The sequence below is a fragment of the Marinobacter sp. S6332 genome, assembly GCF_023016045.1.
Taxonomy (GTDB): Bacteria; Pseudomonadota; Gammaproteobacteria; order Pseudomonadales; family Oleiphilaceae; genus Marinobacter.
The window spans coordinates 40,602-55,587 of sequence record NZ_JALKAP010000009.1 but is presented as its reverse complement, the minus strand read 5'-3'; the positions used below and the strand labels follow the sequence as shown (position 1 = coordinate 55,587).

Annotated in this window: 15 protein-coding genes and 1 tRNA gene; all 16 read right to left on the bottom strand. The window is 52.3% G+C overall.

The window, feature by feature from the left end; all coding sequences use genetic code 11:
• Positions 1–195: 195 nt before the first annotated feature.
• Positions 196–272 (bottom strand) — tRNA-Met (locus MWU62_RS13560).
• Positions 273–339: 67 nt separating this feature from the next.
• Complete coding sequence (gene rnhB, locus MWU62_RS13555) at positions 340–1,029, bottom strand: ribonuclease HII (protein WP_247115408.1); 690 nt, start codon at positions 1,027–1,029, stop codon at positions 340–342.
• Entirely contained in the window at positions 1,030–2,211 is a 1,182-nt protein-coding gene (gene lpxB, locus MWU62_RS13550) for a lipid-A-disaccharide synthase (protein ID WP_247115407.1), read from the bottom strand. It lies immediately after the preceding gene.
• Between the two features lie 20 nt (positions 2,212–2,231).
• Positions 2,232–3,023, bottom strand: coding sequence for an acyl-ACP--UDP-N-acetylglucosamine O-acyltransferase (gene lpxA, locus MWU62_RS13545; RefSeq protein ID WP_247115406.1), 792 nt, complete (start codon positions 3,021–3,023; stop codon positions 2,232–2,234).
• Positions 3,023–3,460 (bottom strand): 3-hydroxyacyl-ACP dehydratase FabZ, encoded by a 438-nt coding sequence (fabZ, locus tag MWU62_RS13540; protein ID WP_247115405.1) that lies wholly within the window; start codon positions 3,458–3,460, stop codon positions 3,023–3,025. The genes lpxA and fabZ overlap by 1 nt, the downstream gene beginning before the upstream one ends.
• 11 nt (positions 3,461–3,471) lie before the next feature.
• Positions 3,472–4,497 (bottom strand): UDP-3-O-(3-hydroxymyristoyl)glucosamine N-acyltransferase, encoded by a 1,026-nt coding sequence (gene lpxD, locus MWU62_RS13535; protein WP_247115404.1) that lies wholly within the window; start codon positions 4,495–4,497, stop codon positions 3,472–3,474.
• A 48-nt stretch (positions 4,498–4,545) separates the two neighbouring features.
• The gene (locus MWU62_RS13530) at positions 4,546–5,040 is read right to left on the bottom strand and encodes an OmpH family outer membrane protein (RefSeq protein ID WP_247115403.1); all 495 of its coding nucleotides are present in this window, start codon (positions 5,038–5,040) and stop codon (positions 4,546–4,548) included.
• 63 nt (positions 5,041–5,103) lie between these two features.
• A complete protein-coding gene (gene bamA, locus MWU62_RS13525; RefSeq protein ID WP_247115402.1) occupies positions 5,104–7,422 on the bottom strand; it encodes an outer membrane protein assembly factor BamA in 2,319 nt (772 codons plus the stop codon).
• Between the two features lie 44 nt (positions 7,423–7,466).
• Positions 7,467–8,816, bottom strand: a complete 1,350-nt coding sequence (gene rseP, locus MWU62_RS13520; RefSeq protein WP_247115401.1) for an RIP metalloprotease RseP — start codon at positions 8,814–8,816, stop codon at positions 7,467–7,469.
• Positions 8,817–8,863: 47 nt separating this feature from the next.
• Entirely contained in the window at positions 8,864–10,048 is a 1,185-nt protein-coding gene (ispC, locus tag MWU62_RS13515; protein WP_247115491.1) for a 1-deoxy-D-xylulose-5-phosphate reductoisomerase, read from the bottom strand.
• Between the two features lie 2 nt (positions 10,049–10,050).
• The gene (locus MWU62_RS13510; RefSeq protein ID WP_247115400.1) at positions 10,051–10,890 is read right to left on the bottom strand and encodes a phosphatidate cytidylyltransferase; all 840 of its coding nucleotides are present in this window, start codon (positions 10,888–10,890) and stop codon (positions 10,051–10,053) included.
• Positions 10,891–10,911: 21 nt separating this feature from the next.
• Entirely contained in the window at positions 10,912–11,682 is a 771-nt protein-coding gene (gene uppS / locus MWU62_RS13505; protein ID WP_247115399.1) for a polyprenyl diphosphate synthase, read from the bottom strand.
• A 70-nt stretch (positions 11,683–11,752) separates the two neighbouring features.
• Positions 11,753–12,310: a ribosome recycling factor gene (gene frr / locus MWU62_RS13500; protein WP_247115398.1), complete on the bottom strand. Its 558-nt coding sequence runs from the start codon at positions 12,308–12,310 to the stop codon at positions 11,753–11,755.
• A 42-nt stretch (positions 12,311–12,352) separates the two neighbouring features.
• Positions 12,353–13,081 (bottom strand): UMP kinase, encoded by a 729-nt coding sequence (gene pyrH, locus MWU62_RS13495; RefSeq protein ID WP_247115397.1) that lies wholly within the window; start codon positions 13,079–13,081, stop codon positions 12,353–12,355.
• 181 nt (positions 13,082–13,262) lie between these two features.
• On the bottom strand, positions 13,263–14,132 hold the full coding sequence (tsf, locus tag MWU62_RS13490) for a translation elongation factor Ts (RefSeq protein ID WP_247115396.1): 870 nt from the start codon (positions 14,130–14,132) through the stop codon (positions 13,263–13,265).
• 93 nt (positions 14,133–14,225) lie between these two features.
• Positions 14,226–14,972 carry a 30S ribosomal protein S2 gene (rpsB, locus tag MWU62_RS13485; protein WP_247115395.1) on the bottom strand — a complete coding sequence of 249 codons (747 nt, stop codon included), beginning with the start codon at positions 14,970–14,972 and terminating at the stop codon, positions 14,226–14,228.
• Between the last annotated feature and the right edge of the window lie 14 nt (positions 14,973–14,986).

The following is a 14,986-nucleotide window of genomic DNA, read 5'->3' as shown; positions in this document are numbered from 1 at the left end:
GTATAGAGCAGAACATAAACTTTGCGTAACTTTAGCACCGCAGACCTAGTACATTAATGATCACGCTATTGCGGTTGATTTTGGAGGCAATCCACAGTTCCCAAATAACATTGGGCGCTGCGTGGGCAAAGAGGACATTCAGAAAGCAGAAAGAAAAAAAGGCAAACCAGTAAATTACTGATTTGCCTTTAAAGATGGTAGCGGGGGCAGGATTCGAACCTACGACCTTCGGGTTATGAGCCCGACGAGCTACCAGACTGCTCCACCCCGCATCAAACTGTTTGTTGCCGGGCTGCCCCGATCAACGTGCGCGTATACTAAGGATTCCAGAGGGTGTTGTCAATCACTGTTTTCAAAGAGGTCGGTTGGATAGTGGAGGTTATCTGCCGCTGGCGATGCTGGCTCTTTAAAGAAACCCACCTGCTCCATCGCTTCCTGGACTGGCCGAAATGATTTCCTATGCTCTGGTGTCACACCCAATCTGAATAGAGCTTCCATGTGTACAGGCGTCGGATAGCCTTTGTGTTTGGCAAGGCCATAACCCGGGTACTTTTCTTCCATCTCCGCCATCTCCCGGTCCCGGGTCACTTTGGCGAGTATTGACGCGGCGCTGATTGCCTCTACCCGGCTATCGCCTTTTATCACGGGTTCTGAGGGCCAGTGCCACTTCGGGCATTTGTTGCCGTCTACCAAGACATATTCCGGTGCAACGCTTAGACCGGCTACGGCGCGCTCCATTGCAATCATCGTGGCCTGATAGATGTTGATCTGATCTATCTCATGAGCTTCACAGCGGCCTAAACACCAGGCAGTCGCATGCTCGATGATCTCGTCATACAGCGCATTGCGTTTTTTTTCTGTGAGTTTTTTCGAGTCCGCCAGCCCTGCAATGGGCCGATCAGGGTTGAGAATTACCGCAGCGGTAACTACCGCACCTATGAGCGGGCCACGCCCTACTTCATCTACACCGGCCAGAAGTCGACCCTGGTAGGCACACTCGAACGGTGGCAATACGAGTGCCCGGGCCACTCAGTCTGTTCGCTCTTTAAGTAGCATGGAAATGGCTTGAGCAGCTTTCTCATCGGCATCCTGCCTCAATGTGTGATGAAGTTCCGTGAAGGCGTGTATCAGCCTATCCCGCTCTTGTTGGTCTTCCATACGCTCCAGAACTGCTGCACCAAGTGATTCTGGCGTCGCTTCATCCTGCAACAGCTCGGGAACCAGAGGTTGCTTCGCCAACAGATTGGGCAAGGAAACGTGAGGCACTTTCACTAACCGAGAAAGCAGTGCCCAGCTTACGTTGCTCAAGCGATAACCCACAACCATGGGTTTTTTCAGCAACATCGCTTCAAGAGTCGCGGTTCCTGAGGCTAACAAAACAACATCAGAGGCGGCCATCACTTCTCTGGATCGACCTCTTACAATAGTCACCTGCAACTTTACATCCAGCGCTTCGATAAGATCGCGAACTTGTTGTTCACGCTCGCGATTAACACAGGGTATAACCAACTGCATATCCGCCCGCTTGGCTTGTATCCAGCGCGCAGCTTCCAAAAACAAAGTGCCAAGCCGCTCAACCTCGCCGGCTCTGCTACCGGGCAATATCGCCAGCAAAGGGGCGCTTTCATCTAGCCCAAGCTCTTCACGGGCTCTACCTGTCTCGGGAACCAGCGGGATGCGATCTGCAAGAGGATGCCCCACAAAGGCGACTGGCACCTGATGTTCCTCATAAAACTGGGCTTCAAAGGGCAACAAGGTGAGCATCAAGTCCACGGACTTGGCGATTTTGAAGATGCGCTTTTGACGCCATGCCCAAACAGAGGGGCTCACATAATGAACTGAGGGGATGCCTGCTTCGCGGCAGCGCCGTTCAATGGCCAGGGTAAAATCCGGGGAATCAATGCCAATCACTACATCCGGGGGCGTGGCAAAGAAATAGCTCAGGAGGCGAGCACGGATACTAAAAAGTTCTCGGATACGCCCTAGAACTTCCACCAGCCCCATAACGGAAAGACGTTCCATAGGAACCAGAGAGTGGAAGCCTTCTGCGATCATTTCATCGCCGCCAATACCGACAAAACGCGCGTTTGGATAGCGCTTGCGAAGTGAACGAATCAGACCGGCGCCCAGAATATCTCCTGACGCCTCACCGGCAATGATTCCAAAGGTCGTTCTGCGCTCACTTACAACCGCAGCTTGGGGATGGTCCATCCAAAAAGGCTCCTGCCCGCTCAGCGAATAATCCCGCGATGAGCTCCGCGCAGAGAGTCGATCAACACGCGCACTTCGGGCGCCTCGGAGTATGCCTCTTCCAGCTTTTCGACGGCCTGTTCAGTTGTCAGGCCCTGACGGTAAATGACCTTGTAAGCTCGGCGCAGGGTCATCAACACCTCTTTATCGAATCCACGACGCTTGAGGCCTTCGACGTTCATGCCGTGAGGCTCCGCAGACTGACCCGCCGCCATAACATAAGCGGGAATATCCTTTAGTACGATACTGCCGCCAGCAGCCATACTGTGCGGCCCTATATGGCAGAACTGGTGAACCATAGTGCCGCCGCCCAGAATGGCATGGTCACCTACAGACACATGGCCTGCGAGTGTTGCGCAGTTTGCAAGAATTGTGTCGTTACCGATCACGCAGTCGTGGGCCACATGCACATAGGCCATAAGCAGATTATTACTGCCTATTCGAGTTTCACCCTGATCCTGAACTGTGCCACGGTGAATAGTGCAGTTTTCACGAATCGTGTTGTTATCGCCAATGATAAGCGTGGTCGGCTCCCCGGCATATTTTTTGTCTTGGCACTCTTCACCAACGCTGCAAAACTGAAAAATACGGTTGTTACGGCCAATGACTGTTGGGCCTTTCACAACCACGTGGGAAAGAATCTCTGTGCCTTCGCCAATTTCAACGTTCGGGCCAATGTAGCTCCAAGGGCCAACCGTTACGTTATCCGCGAGTTTGGCTGATGGATCTACAATCGCTTGAGGATGGACACCCGACCAATCATTAGTCGCCATTACACTTCTCTCTCAGCGGTCAGTATCTCTGCCACACAAACAATCTCACCATCGACCAGTGCGCGACAATCGAATTTCCAGATACCACGTTTTTCCGAGACAATCACCGACTCCATACAGAGCCGATCCCCGGGTAACACAGGGCGCTTGAAACGCGCCTTACTGGTACCTGCCAAGTATTGTACCAGCCCGTCAGAAGGTTTCCGCCCCACTGTCACAAAACCGAGAATGCCAGAAAGCTGTGCCATGGCTTCAATAATTAGCACACCTGGCATGATCGGATTATCGGGAAAATGGCCGGTAAAAAACGGCTCGTTAAATGAAACGTTTTTGTAGCCCTTAATTGACTTGGACTTTTCAATTTCGGTAACCCGATCCACCAATAAAAACGGATAACGGTGCGGCAGGTGTTCCATTATTTCATCAATATACATCATCGTAATCGGCCTCAGCCCTCTGTTTTCTTTTCCAGCTCTTTAACACGCCGTGCCAGAGCATCAAGCTGACGGAAACGTACAGCGTTTTTGCGCCATTGCCGATTCGTATCTGCACTGGTGCCGGAGGAATAGACCCCTGACTCCCGGATATCTCCGGTTACTAGAGTCATGCCGGTAAGGTGCACCTGATTTGCAATTTCCAGATGGCCAGCTACTCCGGAAGCTCCACCAAATACACAGTGGCTGCCAATCTTTGTACTGCCCGCAATCCCAACCATTGCAGCCATGGCGCAATGGTCACCAATGCGGACGTTGTGAGCGATCTGTATTAGGTTATCCAGTTTAACGCCGTTACCTATAACTGTGTCATCCAGAGCGCCACGGTCAATCGTTGTGTTTGCACCAACCTCCACGTCATCACCAAGGATCACACGGCCAAGCTGGGCAATTCTGTGCCATTGGCCCTTTTCATTCGCAAAGCCAAAGCCATCAGAGCCAATCACTGCGCCACTTAGAATGTGGCAGCGCTGACCCACCACCACATCATGGGCGAGGCTAACTCTAGACCTTATAATGGAGCCGGAACCAATACTGGTGCGCGCACCAACCACGCTCCCCGCACCGATAACAACCTGCTCCCCGATAACCACACCCGCTTCAATCACGGCATTTGGCCCTATACTAGCACTGGCAGCCACGGATGCACCGGGATCAACCACGGCCGAAGGGTGAACTCCCTGCGGCGCAACGGGCGTAGGGTCGAACCAGTGACTCAGTTGAGCATAGCCTAGGTACGGATTTTCAAGTAAGAGGACGTTGGTCGGACAGTTATCCGCAGCGGCAGGCGATAGAATGACCGCTGCCGCTTGGGTGTCTGCTAAATGCTTGGCATAGGCAGGATTTGCCAGAAAGCTGAGCTGGCCCGAGCCCGCAGCCTGAAGCGTTGCGAGGCCTGAAACCATAACGTCGGGATCGCCACGAAGCTCTGCCCCTAACGCATTTGCAATCTCTCCAAGCCGGTAAGACTTTACTGTCATCACGCGCTCCACAACACGCTAGCGAGCCCAAAGGCTCTCCGGCAAGAATTAACGGTTAAGCTTTTCCAGAAGCTGCGGTGTTAGGTTCATATCCGGCTTCACGTAAACAACCGCTTCGCTCGGAAGAATCAGGTCAAGGTCGTTTTCTTCCAACAATTCTTTAACGGCCGCATCCACTTCCGGGCGAGCCTCTTCCAGAAACGCTTGCTTGCGCTGATTAACAGTCGTATCGAGACGTTGTTTGAGGAAATTGAACTCTTTTACCTTCTCTTGAAACTCCCCGGCTAGCTTGTTGCGCTCGCTATCGTTCATCATGGCGCCGTCTTTTTCCAAACGCTCTTTCAAACTGCGTGCTGCTTCTTGAGCTTCGCGCACTTTTTGCTCATCACCCGCAAAATCTTTCTGCATGTTTTCGCTGAATGATTTGGCATCGTTCGACGAAAACAAGGCTTGGCGAAGATCTACCACACCGATTCGAGTATCTGCTACAGCGGGCAACGCCAGCGCAGTGGCGGCTACAAACATCAATAGGGTTCTGAACATGTTGGGTCTCCTGTGTATCGTTCGTTTTTATTTCTCGTAATGCTTAATCTGAATGCCGAGGAATCAGAATGTCTGGCCAAGCGAGAACTGGAATACCTGTGTATCATCTCCAGGCTCATCGTTCAGCGGTTTGGCAAGGCTGAATGCCAGCGGGCCTACCGCCGTAATCCACTGGAACCCGACACCTGCAGAAAGTCGTAGCTCCTCGAGTTCAGGTTCGAACCCGCGATCCGGGTCAAACACTTGCCCTGCATCTATAAAGAATGCGGTGCGCATGGAGCGACTGTCACCGGCAAACGGCGTCGGGAAAATCAGCTCTAGAGAACCTTCTGTCAGGAGGTTACCACCAAAAGGATCCGGATCCGAAAAATCGTTGGGGGCGTTGGTAGCACGCTGCCCCAGCGAGTTAGCTCGATAGCCTCGAACCGAGCCATAGCCGCCCGCATAAAAGTGCTCGTAAAACGGCATAAGTGAACGATCACCGTAGCCATTGCCATAGCCTACTTCCGTTCTTGTGCGCACAACCCAGCGATTGTTGTCTGTGATCGGGAAGTAGAAGTCGGTTTTATGGGTGGCCTTATAAAACGTAAGGTCACTACCCGGCACGGCCACATCAACAGACAGTGAATGGCTATAGCCGTCTGTTGGCAGAACGCCCCGGTTTAAGGTGCTACGACGCCAACTACCAAAGAGGAAAAAGTTATTGAAGGAGTCGCCTTCTTCGTCGATAAAATTCGTGACTTCCTGCGAGGTGAACACGCCGCCCTTCAGCTTGGAAAGCGTATAGCCCAACCCGAAGTTCAGCCTAGTAATGTTGTCGGTCGGATAACCAAAGGTGACACGGCCACCGTACTCGTCGAGCAAGTAGGAAGAAATATCCTCTTGCTCAAAATCCGTCTCTCTGGCGAACACACTGAAACCTCGGCTCACTCCATCGACAGTATAGTAAGGATCCATGTAAGAAATATTGGCGCTTTTGACCGAGTCACTGGCGTTTACGCCAAAGGATACCCGCTTACCTGTACCAAAAAAGTTGTTTTCTGATACGTTCGCACCAAGAATAATGCCTGAATCCTGAGAGAAACCTATAGATGCCGAAAGGCTCCCTGTCGGCTGCTCTTCAATTGAGTAATTCACATCTACAAGGTCATCGGTTCCGGGTACCGGTACCGTGTCCACATTCACGGTCTTAAAAAAACCAAGCCGTTCTAGGCGGGTTTTGGAGAACTCTATGCGGTCCGATGAGGCAATACCGCCTTCCATCTGCGTCATTTCCTGACGCAACACATCGTCTCGGGTGGATACGTTACCGTCAAAATTAATCCTACGAACGTAGGCCCGCTTTCCGGGTTCAAGATAAAACGTAACGGCTGCTGTGTTGTTGGGGCCGGGCTCCGGCACGGCATTTACGTTGGCAAAGGCATAACCCTCTTTGCCCAGCCGAAAGGCCAGCGTCTCTGAAATCGCCGTCATACGGGCACGGGAGAATACATCGCCCGCATCCACAGGAATCAGCTCACGCAACTCTTCTTCATCAACAATGAGATTGCCGCGCAGCTTTATATCTGAAATCGTGTATTGCGGTCCTTCATTCAATGCGATCGCAATAAAGACCTGTTGCTTATCTGGCGAGATAGAAACCTGACTGGATTCTACATTGAAGTCCAGATAACCACGGTCGAGATAAAACGAACGCAAGGTTTCGAGATCACCGCTCAAGCGTTCCCGCGCGTATTTGTCTGAATTTGTGAGGGAATTCCACCAACTGGTGGTACGCAGCTCGAACAGGTCGCGTAGCTCCTCGTCACTAAACTCCCGGTTTCCGACCAAGTTGATATGCTGGATAGCAGCCACGGTACCTTCGTTAATGTCTAGACGAATGGCCACACGGTTACGCGGCAGCACCTCAGCTGTTGCTTTGACTCGGGCGTTGTAGCGCCCTTGCCCGATGTACGAGCGTAAGATCTCCAGCTCTAACCGTTCCAGTGTTGCACGGCGGAACACCTGCCCTTCCTGAAGCCCGGCGCCAGCCAAAGCATCCATGAGCATATCGGTCTCTATGTTCTTGTTGCCTTCAATGTCGATTGACGTAATCGAAGGCCGTTCCCGCACGGTGAGGATCAGAATGCCAGCGTCGCGGCTAGCTTCTATGTCGGTGAACAGGCCTGTCCGAAACAGTGATTTAATCGCATCGGCCAGTTCGGCTTCGTCCATCTGCTCGCCAATGTTAACGGGAAAAGCAGAAAACACAGTACCCGCAGAAACACGCTGCAAGCCTTCCACTTCAATGTCTGCAACCGTAAATTCATCTGCAAATGCTGGCGTCATGCCGGTTGCGGCAACAACGAGGCCAACGGCTAAACCTAGAAGAGAACGTCTCATTCAATTATTTCGCCTGGTTAATGCGCGTAAGGAGCCCGCAATTCTCACAACCGCATCAGGTCGTTGTAAAGAGCAAACACCATTAATGTAAGAATCATTGCCATACCAATTCGTAACCCAAGCTCCTGAACGGCATCTGATACCGGTTTTTTGCGGATGGCTTCGATGGTGTAATACACAATATGACCACCATCCAGCACAGGAACTGGTAACAGGTTCAGGATTCCCAAACTGACGCTTAGGTAAGCCAGAAAACGAACGAAATCTTCAAATCCGGAACTAACACTGGCTTCAGCTACACGGGCAATTGTAATTGGGCCGCTGAGGTTACTGGGTGAAAGCAGCCCTGTAATCATTTTTTTGATCGCGACAAGCGTAAGGCGGGTATCAGCCCAGGTTTCATCCAGCGCAATGGGGATCGCCGCCAAGGGACCATAGCGGACTTCCCGCATGACACTATCTGGCCATGAGACCGGCTGAACGCCCACACCTACAAATCCCATTGTCTCGCCGTTGTCTTGCACTTTTTCCGCTGGTGTAATTCGAACAGATCGCTCGGCCCCGGCACGCTCGATGGTAAGATCGAGCGATTGCTCTGGTGCGTTACGAACAATATCAACCAGCTCAAACCAATTGCCCACCGGCTCACCGTTGACCGCAATTACGCGATCTCCCGACTGAAGACCTGCCGCCTGGGCGCGGCCACCGTCAGCAATCTGGCCAAGTATGGCAGGTACGTCTGGTCGCCAGGGCGTAATGCCAAACTCACCGAGTGGGTTCGGTGTTTCATCACTCAGACTCCAGCCACCAAGCTCGCCACTCAATGTTCCGCGGGCGCCTGAACTGGAGACATCCAAGGTTATCAAACCCTGCTCCCCGGCACGCTCAAGAATGCGCATGTTTACATCGCGCCACGAGCTCACACGGTGACCATCAATTGCATGGATTTCCATGCCTTCCTGCAAGCCGGAATTGCTGGCGACACTGTTTACCGCCACATCGCCTACAATCGGCGCGACGTGGGTAACACCCACAACGCTAAGCAACCAATAGGCGAAAATAGCAAACAGGAAGTTGGCTATCGGGCCTGCGGCTGCAATCGCGATCCGCTGAGACGGCGGTTTTGAGGTAAAGGCTTGATCTCTGAGCTCTTCGGGAACAGGTCCCTCTCGCTCGTCCAACATTTTAACATAGCCACCCAATGGGATAGCTGCTATTGCAAACTCAGTTCCGTGGCGGTCGTACCAAGAGAACAAGGGTTTACCGAAGCCCACGGAAAAGCGTAGCACTTTCACGCCACAGCGACGCGCCACCCAAAAATGGCCGTACTCATGCAGGGTAACGAGTATCCCCAGAGTAAGCGCGAGAGCAAGTACGGTTTGAATAATCTGCATAACATTCCCGGTGTAAACGCCAATCTGGCGAAAATCTCTAAGTTATTTCAGACAGTTAACAGGCCAATCTGTTCCCGAGCCCGCTGCCGTGCTTCTGAGTTCTTCGCAAAGATGGTATCAAAACTGTCTGCTGGCACCACGGGGGTTGCAGCTAGTGTTCGCTCAATGACAACCGGAATGTCCGTAAACGCGAGATTCCCCTTGAGGAACTCACCTACCGCAACTTCATTTGCAGCGTTAAGCACTGCGGGCGCGGTTCCACCCAACTGAAATGCCTCTGCCGCTAGGCGCAGGCAGGGGAATCGCAACAAATCCGGCCGTTCAAAATGAAACCGCCCGATTGAAAAAAGATCCAAGGGGGCAACACCCGCATCAATACGCTCGGGCCAGGCCAAACCGTTGGCAATGGGCGTGCGCATGTCAGGGCTGCCGAGCTGAGCCAACACCGAACCGTCGGCATACTCTACCATGGAGTGAATAATGCTCTCTGGATGTACGTGAACTTCGATGCGCTCTGGCGTGGTGTTGAACAACCAACAGGCTTCAATCAGCTCAAGGCCCTTATTCATCAAGGTGGCCGAGTCCACAGAAATTTTTTGGCCCATAGACCAATTCGGATGGGCACAGGCCTGAGCTGGCGTAACCGACCTTAGATCTTCCGTACTGTGCTGTCGGAATGGACCTCCGGACGCTGTAAGAAGAATTCGGGTAATGCCCGCGCCTTCAGGGTCGCGTATTTTATCTGCTGGCAAGCACTGGAAGATTGCATTGTGCTCAGAATCTATGGGCAACAACTCTGCCCCAGAGGCAGATACCGCATCCATAAAAAGCTGACCGGACATAACCAGCGCTTCTTTGTTGGCCAACAACACCCGTTTACTAGCGCGCACGGCGGCTAATGTCGGCGCCAGCCCCGCCGCTCCAACGATCGCCGCCATTACGGTACAGGCGCTCGGGGCGGAAGCTGCCTCACAAAGCCCCGCCTCACCACTCAAAACAGATATATCCGGTAGGTCTGAAAGCAATTCAGTCAATTTTTTTGCGGCTGTTGCATCTGCCATCACCGCAACTTTCGGATGAAATTCACGGCATAGCGTTGCAAGCTCTTCGGCACGGGTACCGGCGGTTAGAGCGTAAACAGAAAATCGCTCCGGGTGACGGCGGATAACATCCAAAGTGGAGAGCCCGATTGAACCGGTAGCTCCCAGCACCGTAATAGAGCGGTTCACCATATTCACAAAGGCCCAACCGCTAGCCAACCTAATAGCGTAATTATGAGCGCAAACACAGGAATGGCCGCCGTTAAGCTGTCAATGCGATCCATAATGCCGCCATGCCCAGGCAACAGCCCGCTGCTGTCCTTGATGCCTCGGAAGCGCTTGAGCATGCTTTCAAGCAGGTCGCCAAGCACTGACACCAAGCCCGTCACTAAAGTAGCGACAACCAGCAAAATGGTTTCAATAGCGCTTGCAGAGGCAAGCATGCTCACAATCAGCGCAAAAACGGCTACCGCAATCAAGCCGCCGTATACTCCCGCCCAAGACTTTCCGGGGCTGACTCTAGGCGCTAGCTTGGCTTTGCCGAATGCTCTACCGGAGAAATAGGCACCTATATCTGCAACCCAAACCACACAAAACACATACAAAATCAGCAGCAGATTGTTGTCTGTGGTGCCGAACTGAAAACCGCCGGTTCGAAGGTGGTTTAGCCCCACCCATGCGGGCACTAGAACCAACACGCCCATGAGTGCTCTCATTGGCGCACCACCCCAGCGTTCGGAACCTGTGGGATAACTGCGTACCAATAAAAAACAGACCACCCACCAGATAAGTGCCAACCAAAGAACTGGCACAGCAGAGACGTCGAGAAGACTGTAGAGAGTGAGTGCGATAACAGCAGCATAGGCAATCCGACCCGGCTGCTGCTCAAAGCCAGACATATTTGCCCACTCCCAAGACCCTAGCGTAATTATCGCAGCAGTAAATAACGCAAAACCCATTGGTGGTAGGAAGAAGATGCCACCAATAGCAATGGGCGCGAGAATAAGAGCTGTGATGATCCGGGTTTTTAGCACAATAAAGGTCGCTGTAATTCGTTATTGTTGTACGGGCTTGGCAGCAATTTGGTCGTCTGTTTGACCAAAGCGCCGCTGACGTCCTGCGTAGGCCTGCAGTGCTTTGCGCATTTCATCTTCTTTGAATTCAGGCCAGAAAACGGGTGAAAAGTACAGTTCGGTGTAGGCCAGATGCCAAAGCATGAAGTTGCTAATCCGTTGCTCGCCTGCGGTTCGGATCATTAAATCCGGCATTGGGAGATCACCAATGCTCAGGTGTTGCTGAATGAGATCGTCGGTAATGTCAGAGGGTGAAACCTCGCCGCTCTTCACCATTTCCGCAACCTGCCGGGTCGCTTGGGTGATGTCCCAGTGGCCGCCATAGTTTGCAGCAATGACAAGTGTCATTCTGGTGTTGTGCTGTGTAAGGGCTTCTGCCTTAGCCATGTGTTCTTGCAAGGTTGCATTAAACGCAGAGCGGTCACCAATGATGCGCAGGCGAATATCATTGCGGTGAAGCTTTCTAACTTCCCGCTCCAAGGCAAAAAGAAACAGCTTCATCAGAGCCGATACTTCGTCCTTGGGTCGCCGCCAGTTTTCGCTTGAAAAGGCGAACAGTGTGAGCACCTCTACACCCTCGCGGGCACAGGTCTCAACAACCGCCTTTACAGCATCAACACCGGCTTTATGTCCTGCCACCCCTTTTAACCGGCGTTCTTTCGCCCACCGGTTGTTACCATCCATGATAATGGCCACATGCCGGGGCCGGTTATCAGCCGACACCGGAATTTCTGCGGATACTGTTCCCGTCATGAAATCCCCTGTACGGCCTGCAGAAAGCCACTGCCGGCCGTATGTTTCGCTTTCAAGTGAACCGAGGCGATCAAACCGCCATCAGGTCCTCTTCTTTTGCCTTGAGCATCTTCTCGACTTCGGCGATGTAGCGATCTGTCAACTTCTGGATTTCGTCTTCACCTCTGCGCTCGTCATCTTCCGTAATGTCCTTTTCCTTCAGCAATTCTTTCATCATGCTGTTGGCATCACGGCGCGCATTGCGCACAGAAACACGAGCATTCTCGGCATCCGCTTTGGCTTGCTTAACCATTTCCTTGCGGGTTTCTTGGGTCAGCATAGGCATAGGAATGCGGATAAGATCGCCGCTGGTGGCCGGATTGAGCCCTAGATCGGAAGCCATAATAGCCTTTTCGATAACAGGTACCAGATTCTTTTCCCAAGGCGACACGGCCAAAGTACGATTATCTTCCACGTTTACACTGGCAACTTGCTTCAGTGGCGTCTCTTGACCGTAGTAGTTAACCATCACACTGTCCAAAATAGACGGATGGGCACGGCCGGTTCGGATTTTATTGAACGCCGAGGTCAGAGCGTTCAGGCTCTTCTTCATCTTCTTTTCGGCTTCAGTTTTTATATCGTCAATCACGTAATCATCCTCAATTCGTTCGACGGGCAAACACAGCGCCCATTATTCAATCAGTGTACCTTCTTTCTCACCGGTCACGATGCGCGTTAGAGCGCCCGCACGGTTCATATCAAATACTCGCAGCGGCATGCCGTGATCCCGCGCCAAACAGATTGCGGTCAGGTCCATCACGCCGAGTTTCTTATCCAACACTTCATCGTACGTCAGCTTGTCATACTTTTCGGCGGTCGGGTCGAGATAAGGATCCGCAGAATAGACACCATCAACCTTTGTTGCCTTCAGTACTGCATCTGCTTCAATTTCGATACCACGTAAGCAGGCTGCCGAATCGGTGGTAAAAAACGGGTTGCCAGTGCCTGCACAAAATATAACCACATCACCATCTTTCAGGTCGCGAACGGCCCGCCGACGATCATAATGCTCAACAATACCACTCATGGGAATGGCCGACATTACCCGGGTGCGAATGTTCGAGCGCTCAAGAGCATCGCGCATGGCTAAACCGTTCATAACGGTTGCCAGCATGCCCATATGATCACCGGTTACCCTGTCCATTCCTGCTTGACTCAGCGATGCACCCCGGAACAAATTACCACCGCCAACCACCAGGCCCACTTGAATACCGATACCGATAAGTGCGCCGATTTCAAGGGCCATACGATCAAGAACTTTGGGATCAATACCGAAATCGTGCTCGCCCATCAGGGCTTCGCCACTGAGCTTGAGCAAAACCCGATTGTATCTTGGCTGGTTTTTAGGTGATGTCGGCATATTGATCCCCTTTCGTGTGTTGGCTGCTATCCGGCGTGATACGCGTTGCAGGCTTGTATCTGACATATCCCTTAAAAAAAGGGGCATCTCAGATACAAGCCCGCCACGAGAGCCGGAAAAACCGGCCAACGTGGCAGACTAGAATGGCGCTGAAACTCGGTGTCAAAGCGCCTAAAAGGGATTAGGCCTTGCCTTCGCTGGCTGCAGCAGCAACCTCGGCAGCAAAGTCCACTTCCTCTCTCTCAATGCCTTCGCCTACTTCCAGACGAACGAAACCAACCAGCTCACCACCAGCCGCTTTGATAAGCTGGCCAACAGTCTGCTCTGGGTTCTTTACGAAAGGCTGCTCAACAAGGCTGTTTTCCTTGAGGAACTTCTGAATACGACCGCCCATCATTTTTTCAACGATTTCGGCAGGCTTGCCTTCCATATCGGGCTGAGCTTTGATTACTTCTTTCTCTTTTTCCAGCTCTTCAGCAGGCATATCTTCTGGCTTGGCAACCCGCGGATTAACCGCAGCAGCGTGCATGGCGATATCGCGGGCAAGCTCAGCGTCGCCGGCTGTCAAAGCCACAACCGAGGCAATTTTGTTGGTGCTGTGAACGTAACCACCAACAACCGGGCCTTTCACTGAAACCAGACGGCGAACAGTGATGTTCTCACCAATCTTCTGAACCAGAGCTTCGCGCTTGGCTTCCAGGTCACCTTCCATCAGCTTGGCAACGTCGGTTTCGTCTTTTTCGAAAGCAACACTCAATACGTCGTTGGCAAAGTTCAGGAAGTTGTCATCGCGAGCAACAAAATCTGTCTCGGAGTTTACTTCCAAAACGTAAGCCACAGTGTTGTCGTCAGAGATTTTGATCAGCGACACACCTTCAGCGGCTGTACGGCCAGCTTTTTTGGCGGCTTTGAGGCCGGAAGACTTACGCAACTCTTCGATTGCCGCGTCTACACTACCTTCAGATTCAACCAGAGCCTTTTTGCACTCCATCATGCCAAGGCCAGTGCGCTCACGCAGCTCTTTGACCATTGCAGCGGTAATAGCAGCCATGTTCAGTCCTCTTAACTTTTCCGAATTCGGTAGGGAGGCATGCCCGGCAATTCACCCGGGCATGCCTTACATCTCATCAGTGACGCGGATGCATCACTCAGCAGCTGGAGCGGCACCTGCAGATTCTTCTGCAACTTCTACAAACTCGTCAGCGCCACCGGCTTGTGCTGATTCCAGGCAGGTATCAGCAACAGCCTTTACGTAAATCTGGATCGCACGGATAGCGTCATCGTTACCGGGGATAACGAAATCAACGCCGTCCGGGTTGCTATTGGTATCAACAACACCGATAACGGGGATACCCAGCTTGTTGGCTTCTTTAATAGCAATACGTTCGTGGTCTACGTCGATAACGAACAAGGCATCAGGCAGGCCGCCCATATCCTTGATACCACCGATAGAACGCTCAAGCTTGTCCATTTCACGGGTGCGCTCGAGGGCTTCTTTCTTGGTCAGCTTGTCGAAAGTACCGTCTTTACTCTGGGCTTCCAGATCACGGTAGCGACGGATGGACTGACGAATAGTCTTGTAGTTGGTCAGCATGCCACCAAGCCAGCGGTGATTAACGAAAGGCTGACTGGAACGCTCTGCTTCTTCCTTGATGACCTTGGCTGCGGCGCGCTTGGTGCCTACAAACAGGATCTTGTTCTTGCTTTCTGTCAGCTTCTGAACGAAGTCTAGAGCTTCATTCATAGCAGGAACAGTCTGCTCAAGGTTGATGATATGAATTTTGTTACGGGCGCCAAAGATGTACTTCGACATTTTCGGGTTCCAGTAGCGAGTCTGGTGACCGAAGTGAGCACCTGCCTTGAGCAGGTCACGCATATTTACCTGAGCCATGATATTACCTTAGT

What these genes read in the sequence shown, in the direction of transcription:
- lpxB (WP_247115407.1), bottom strand. Translation starts at nt 2,211, where the DNA reads ATGGACCATCCCCAAGCTGCGGTTGTAAGTGAGCGCAGAACGACCTTT.
- lpxA (WP_247115406.1), bottom strand. Translation starts at nt 3,023, where the DNA reads ATGGCGACTAATGATTGGTCGGGTGTCCATCCTCAAGCGATTGTAGAT.
- fabZ (WP_247115405.1), bottom strand. Translation starts at nt 3,460, where the DNA reads ATGATGTATATTGATGAAATAATGGAACACCTGCCGCACCGTTATCCG.
- lpxD (WP_247115404.1), bottom strand. Translation starts at nt 4,497, where the DNA reads ATGACAGTAAAGTCTTACCGGCTTGGAGAGATTGCAAATGCGTTAGGG.
- MWU62_RS13530 (WP_247115403.1), bottom strand. Translation starts at nt 5,040, where the DNA reads ATGTTCAGAACCCTATTGATGTTTGTAGCCGCCACTGCGCTGGCGTTG.
- bamA (WP_247115402.1), bottom strand. Translation starts at nt 7,422, where the DNA reads ATGAGACGTTCTCTTCTAGGTTTAGCCGTTGGCCTCGTTGTTGCCGCA.
- rseP (WP_247115401.1), bottom strand. Translation starts at nt 8,816, where the DNA reads ATGCAGATTATTCAAACCGTACTTGCTCTCGCGCTTACTCTGGGGATA.
- ispC (WP_247115491.1), bottom strand. Translation starts at nt 10,048, where the DNA reads ATGGTGAACCGCTCTATTACGGTGCTGGGAGCTACCGGTTCAATCGGG.
- uppS (WP_247115399.1), bottom strand. Translation starts at nt 11,682, where the DNA reads ATGACGGGAACAGTATCCGCAGAAATTCCGGTGTCGGCTGATAACCGG.
- pyrH (WP_247115397.1), bottom strand. Translation starts at nt 13,081, where the DNA reads ATGCCGACATCACCTAAAAACCAGCCAAGATACAATCGGGTTTTGCTC.
- tsf (WP_247115396.1), bottom strand. Translation starts at nt 14,132, where the DNA reads ATGGCTGCTATTACCGCTGCAATGGTCAAAGAGCTGCGTGAGCGCACT.
- rpsB (WP_247115395.1), bottom strand. Translation starts at nt 14,972, where the DNA reads ATGGCTCAGGTAAATATGCGTGACCTGCTCAAGGCAGGTGCTCACTTC.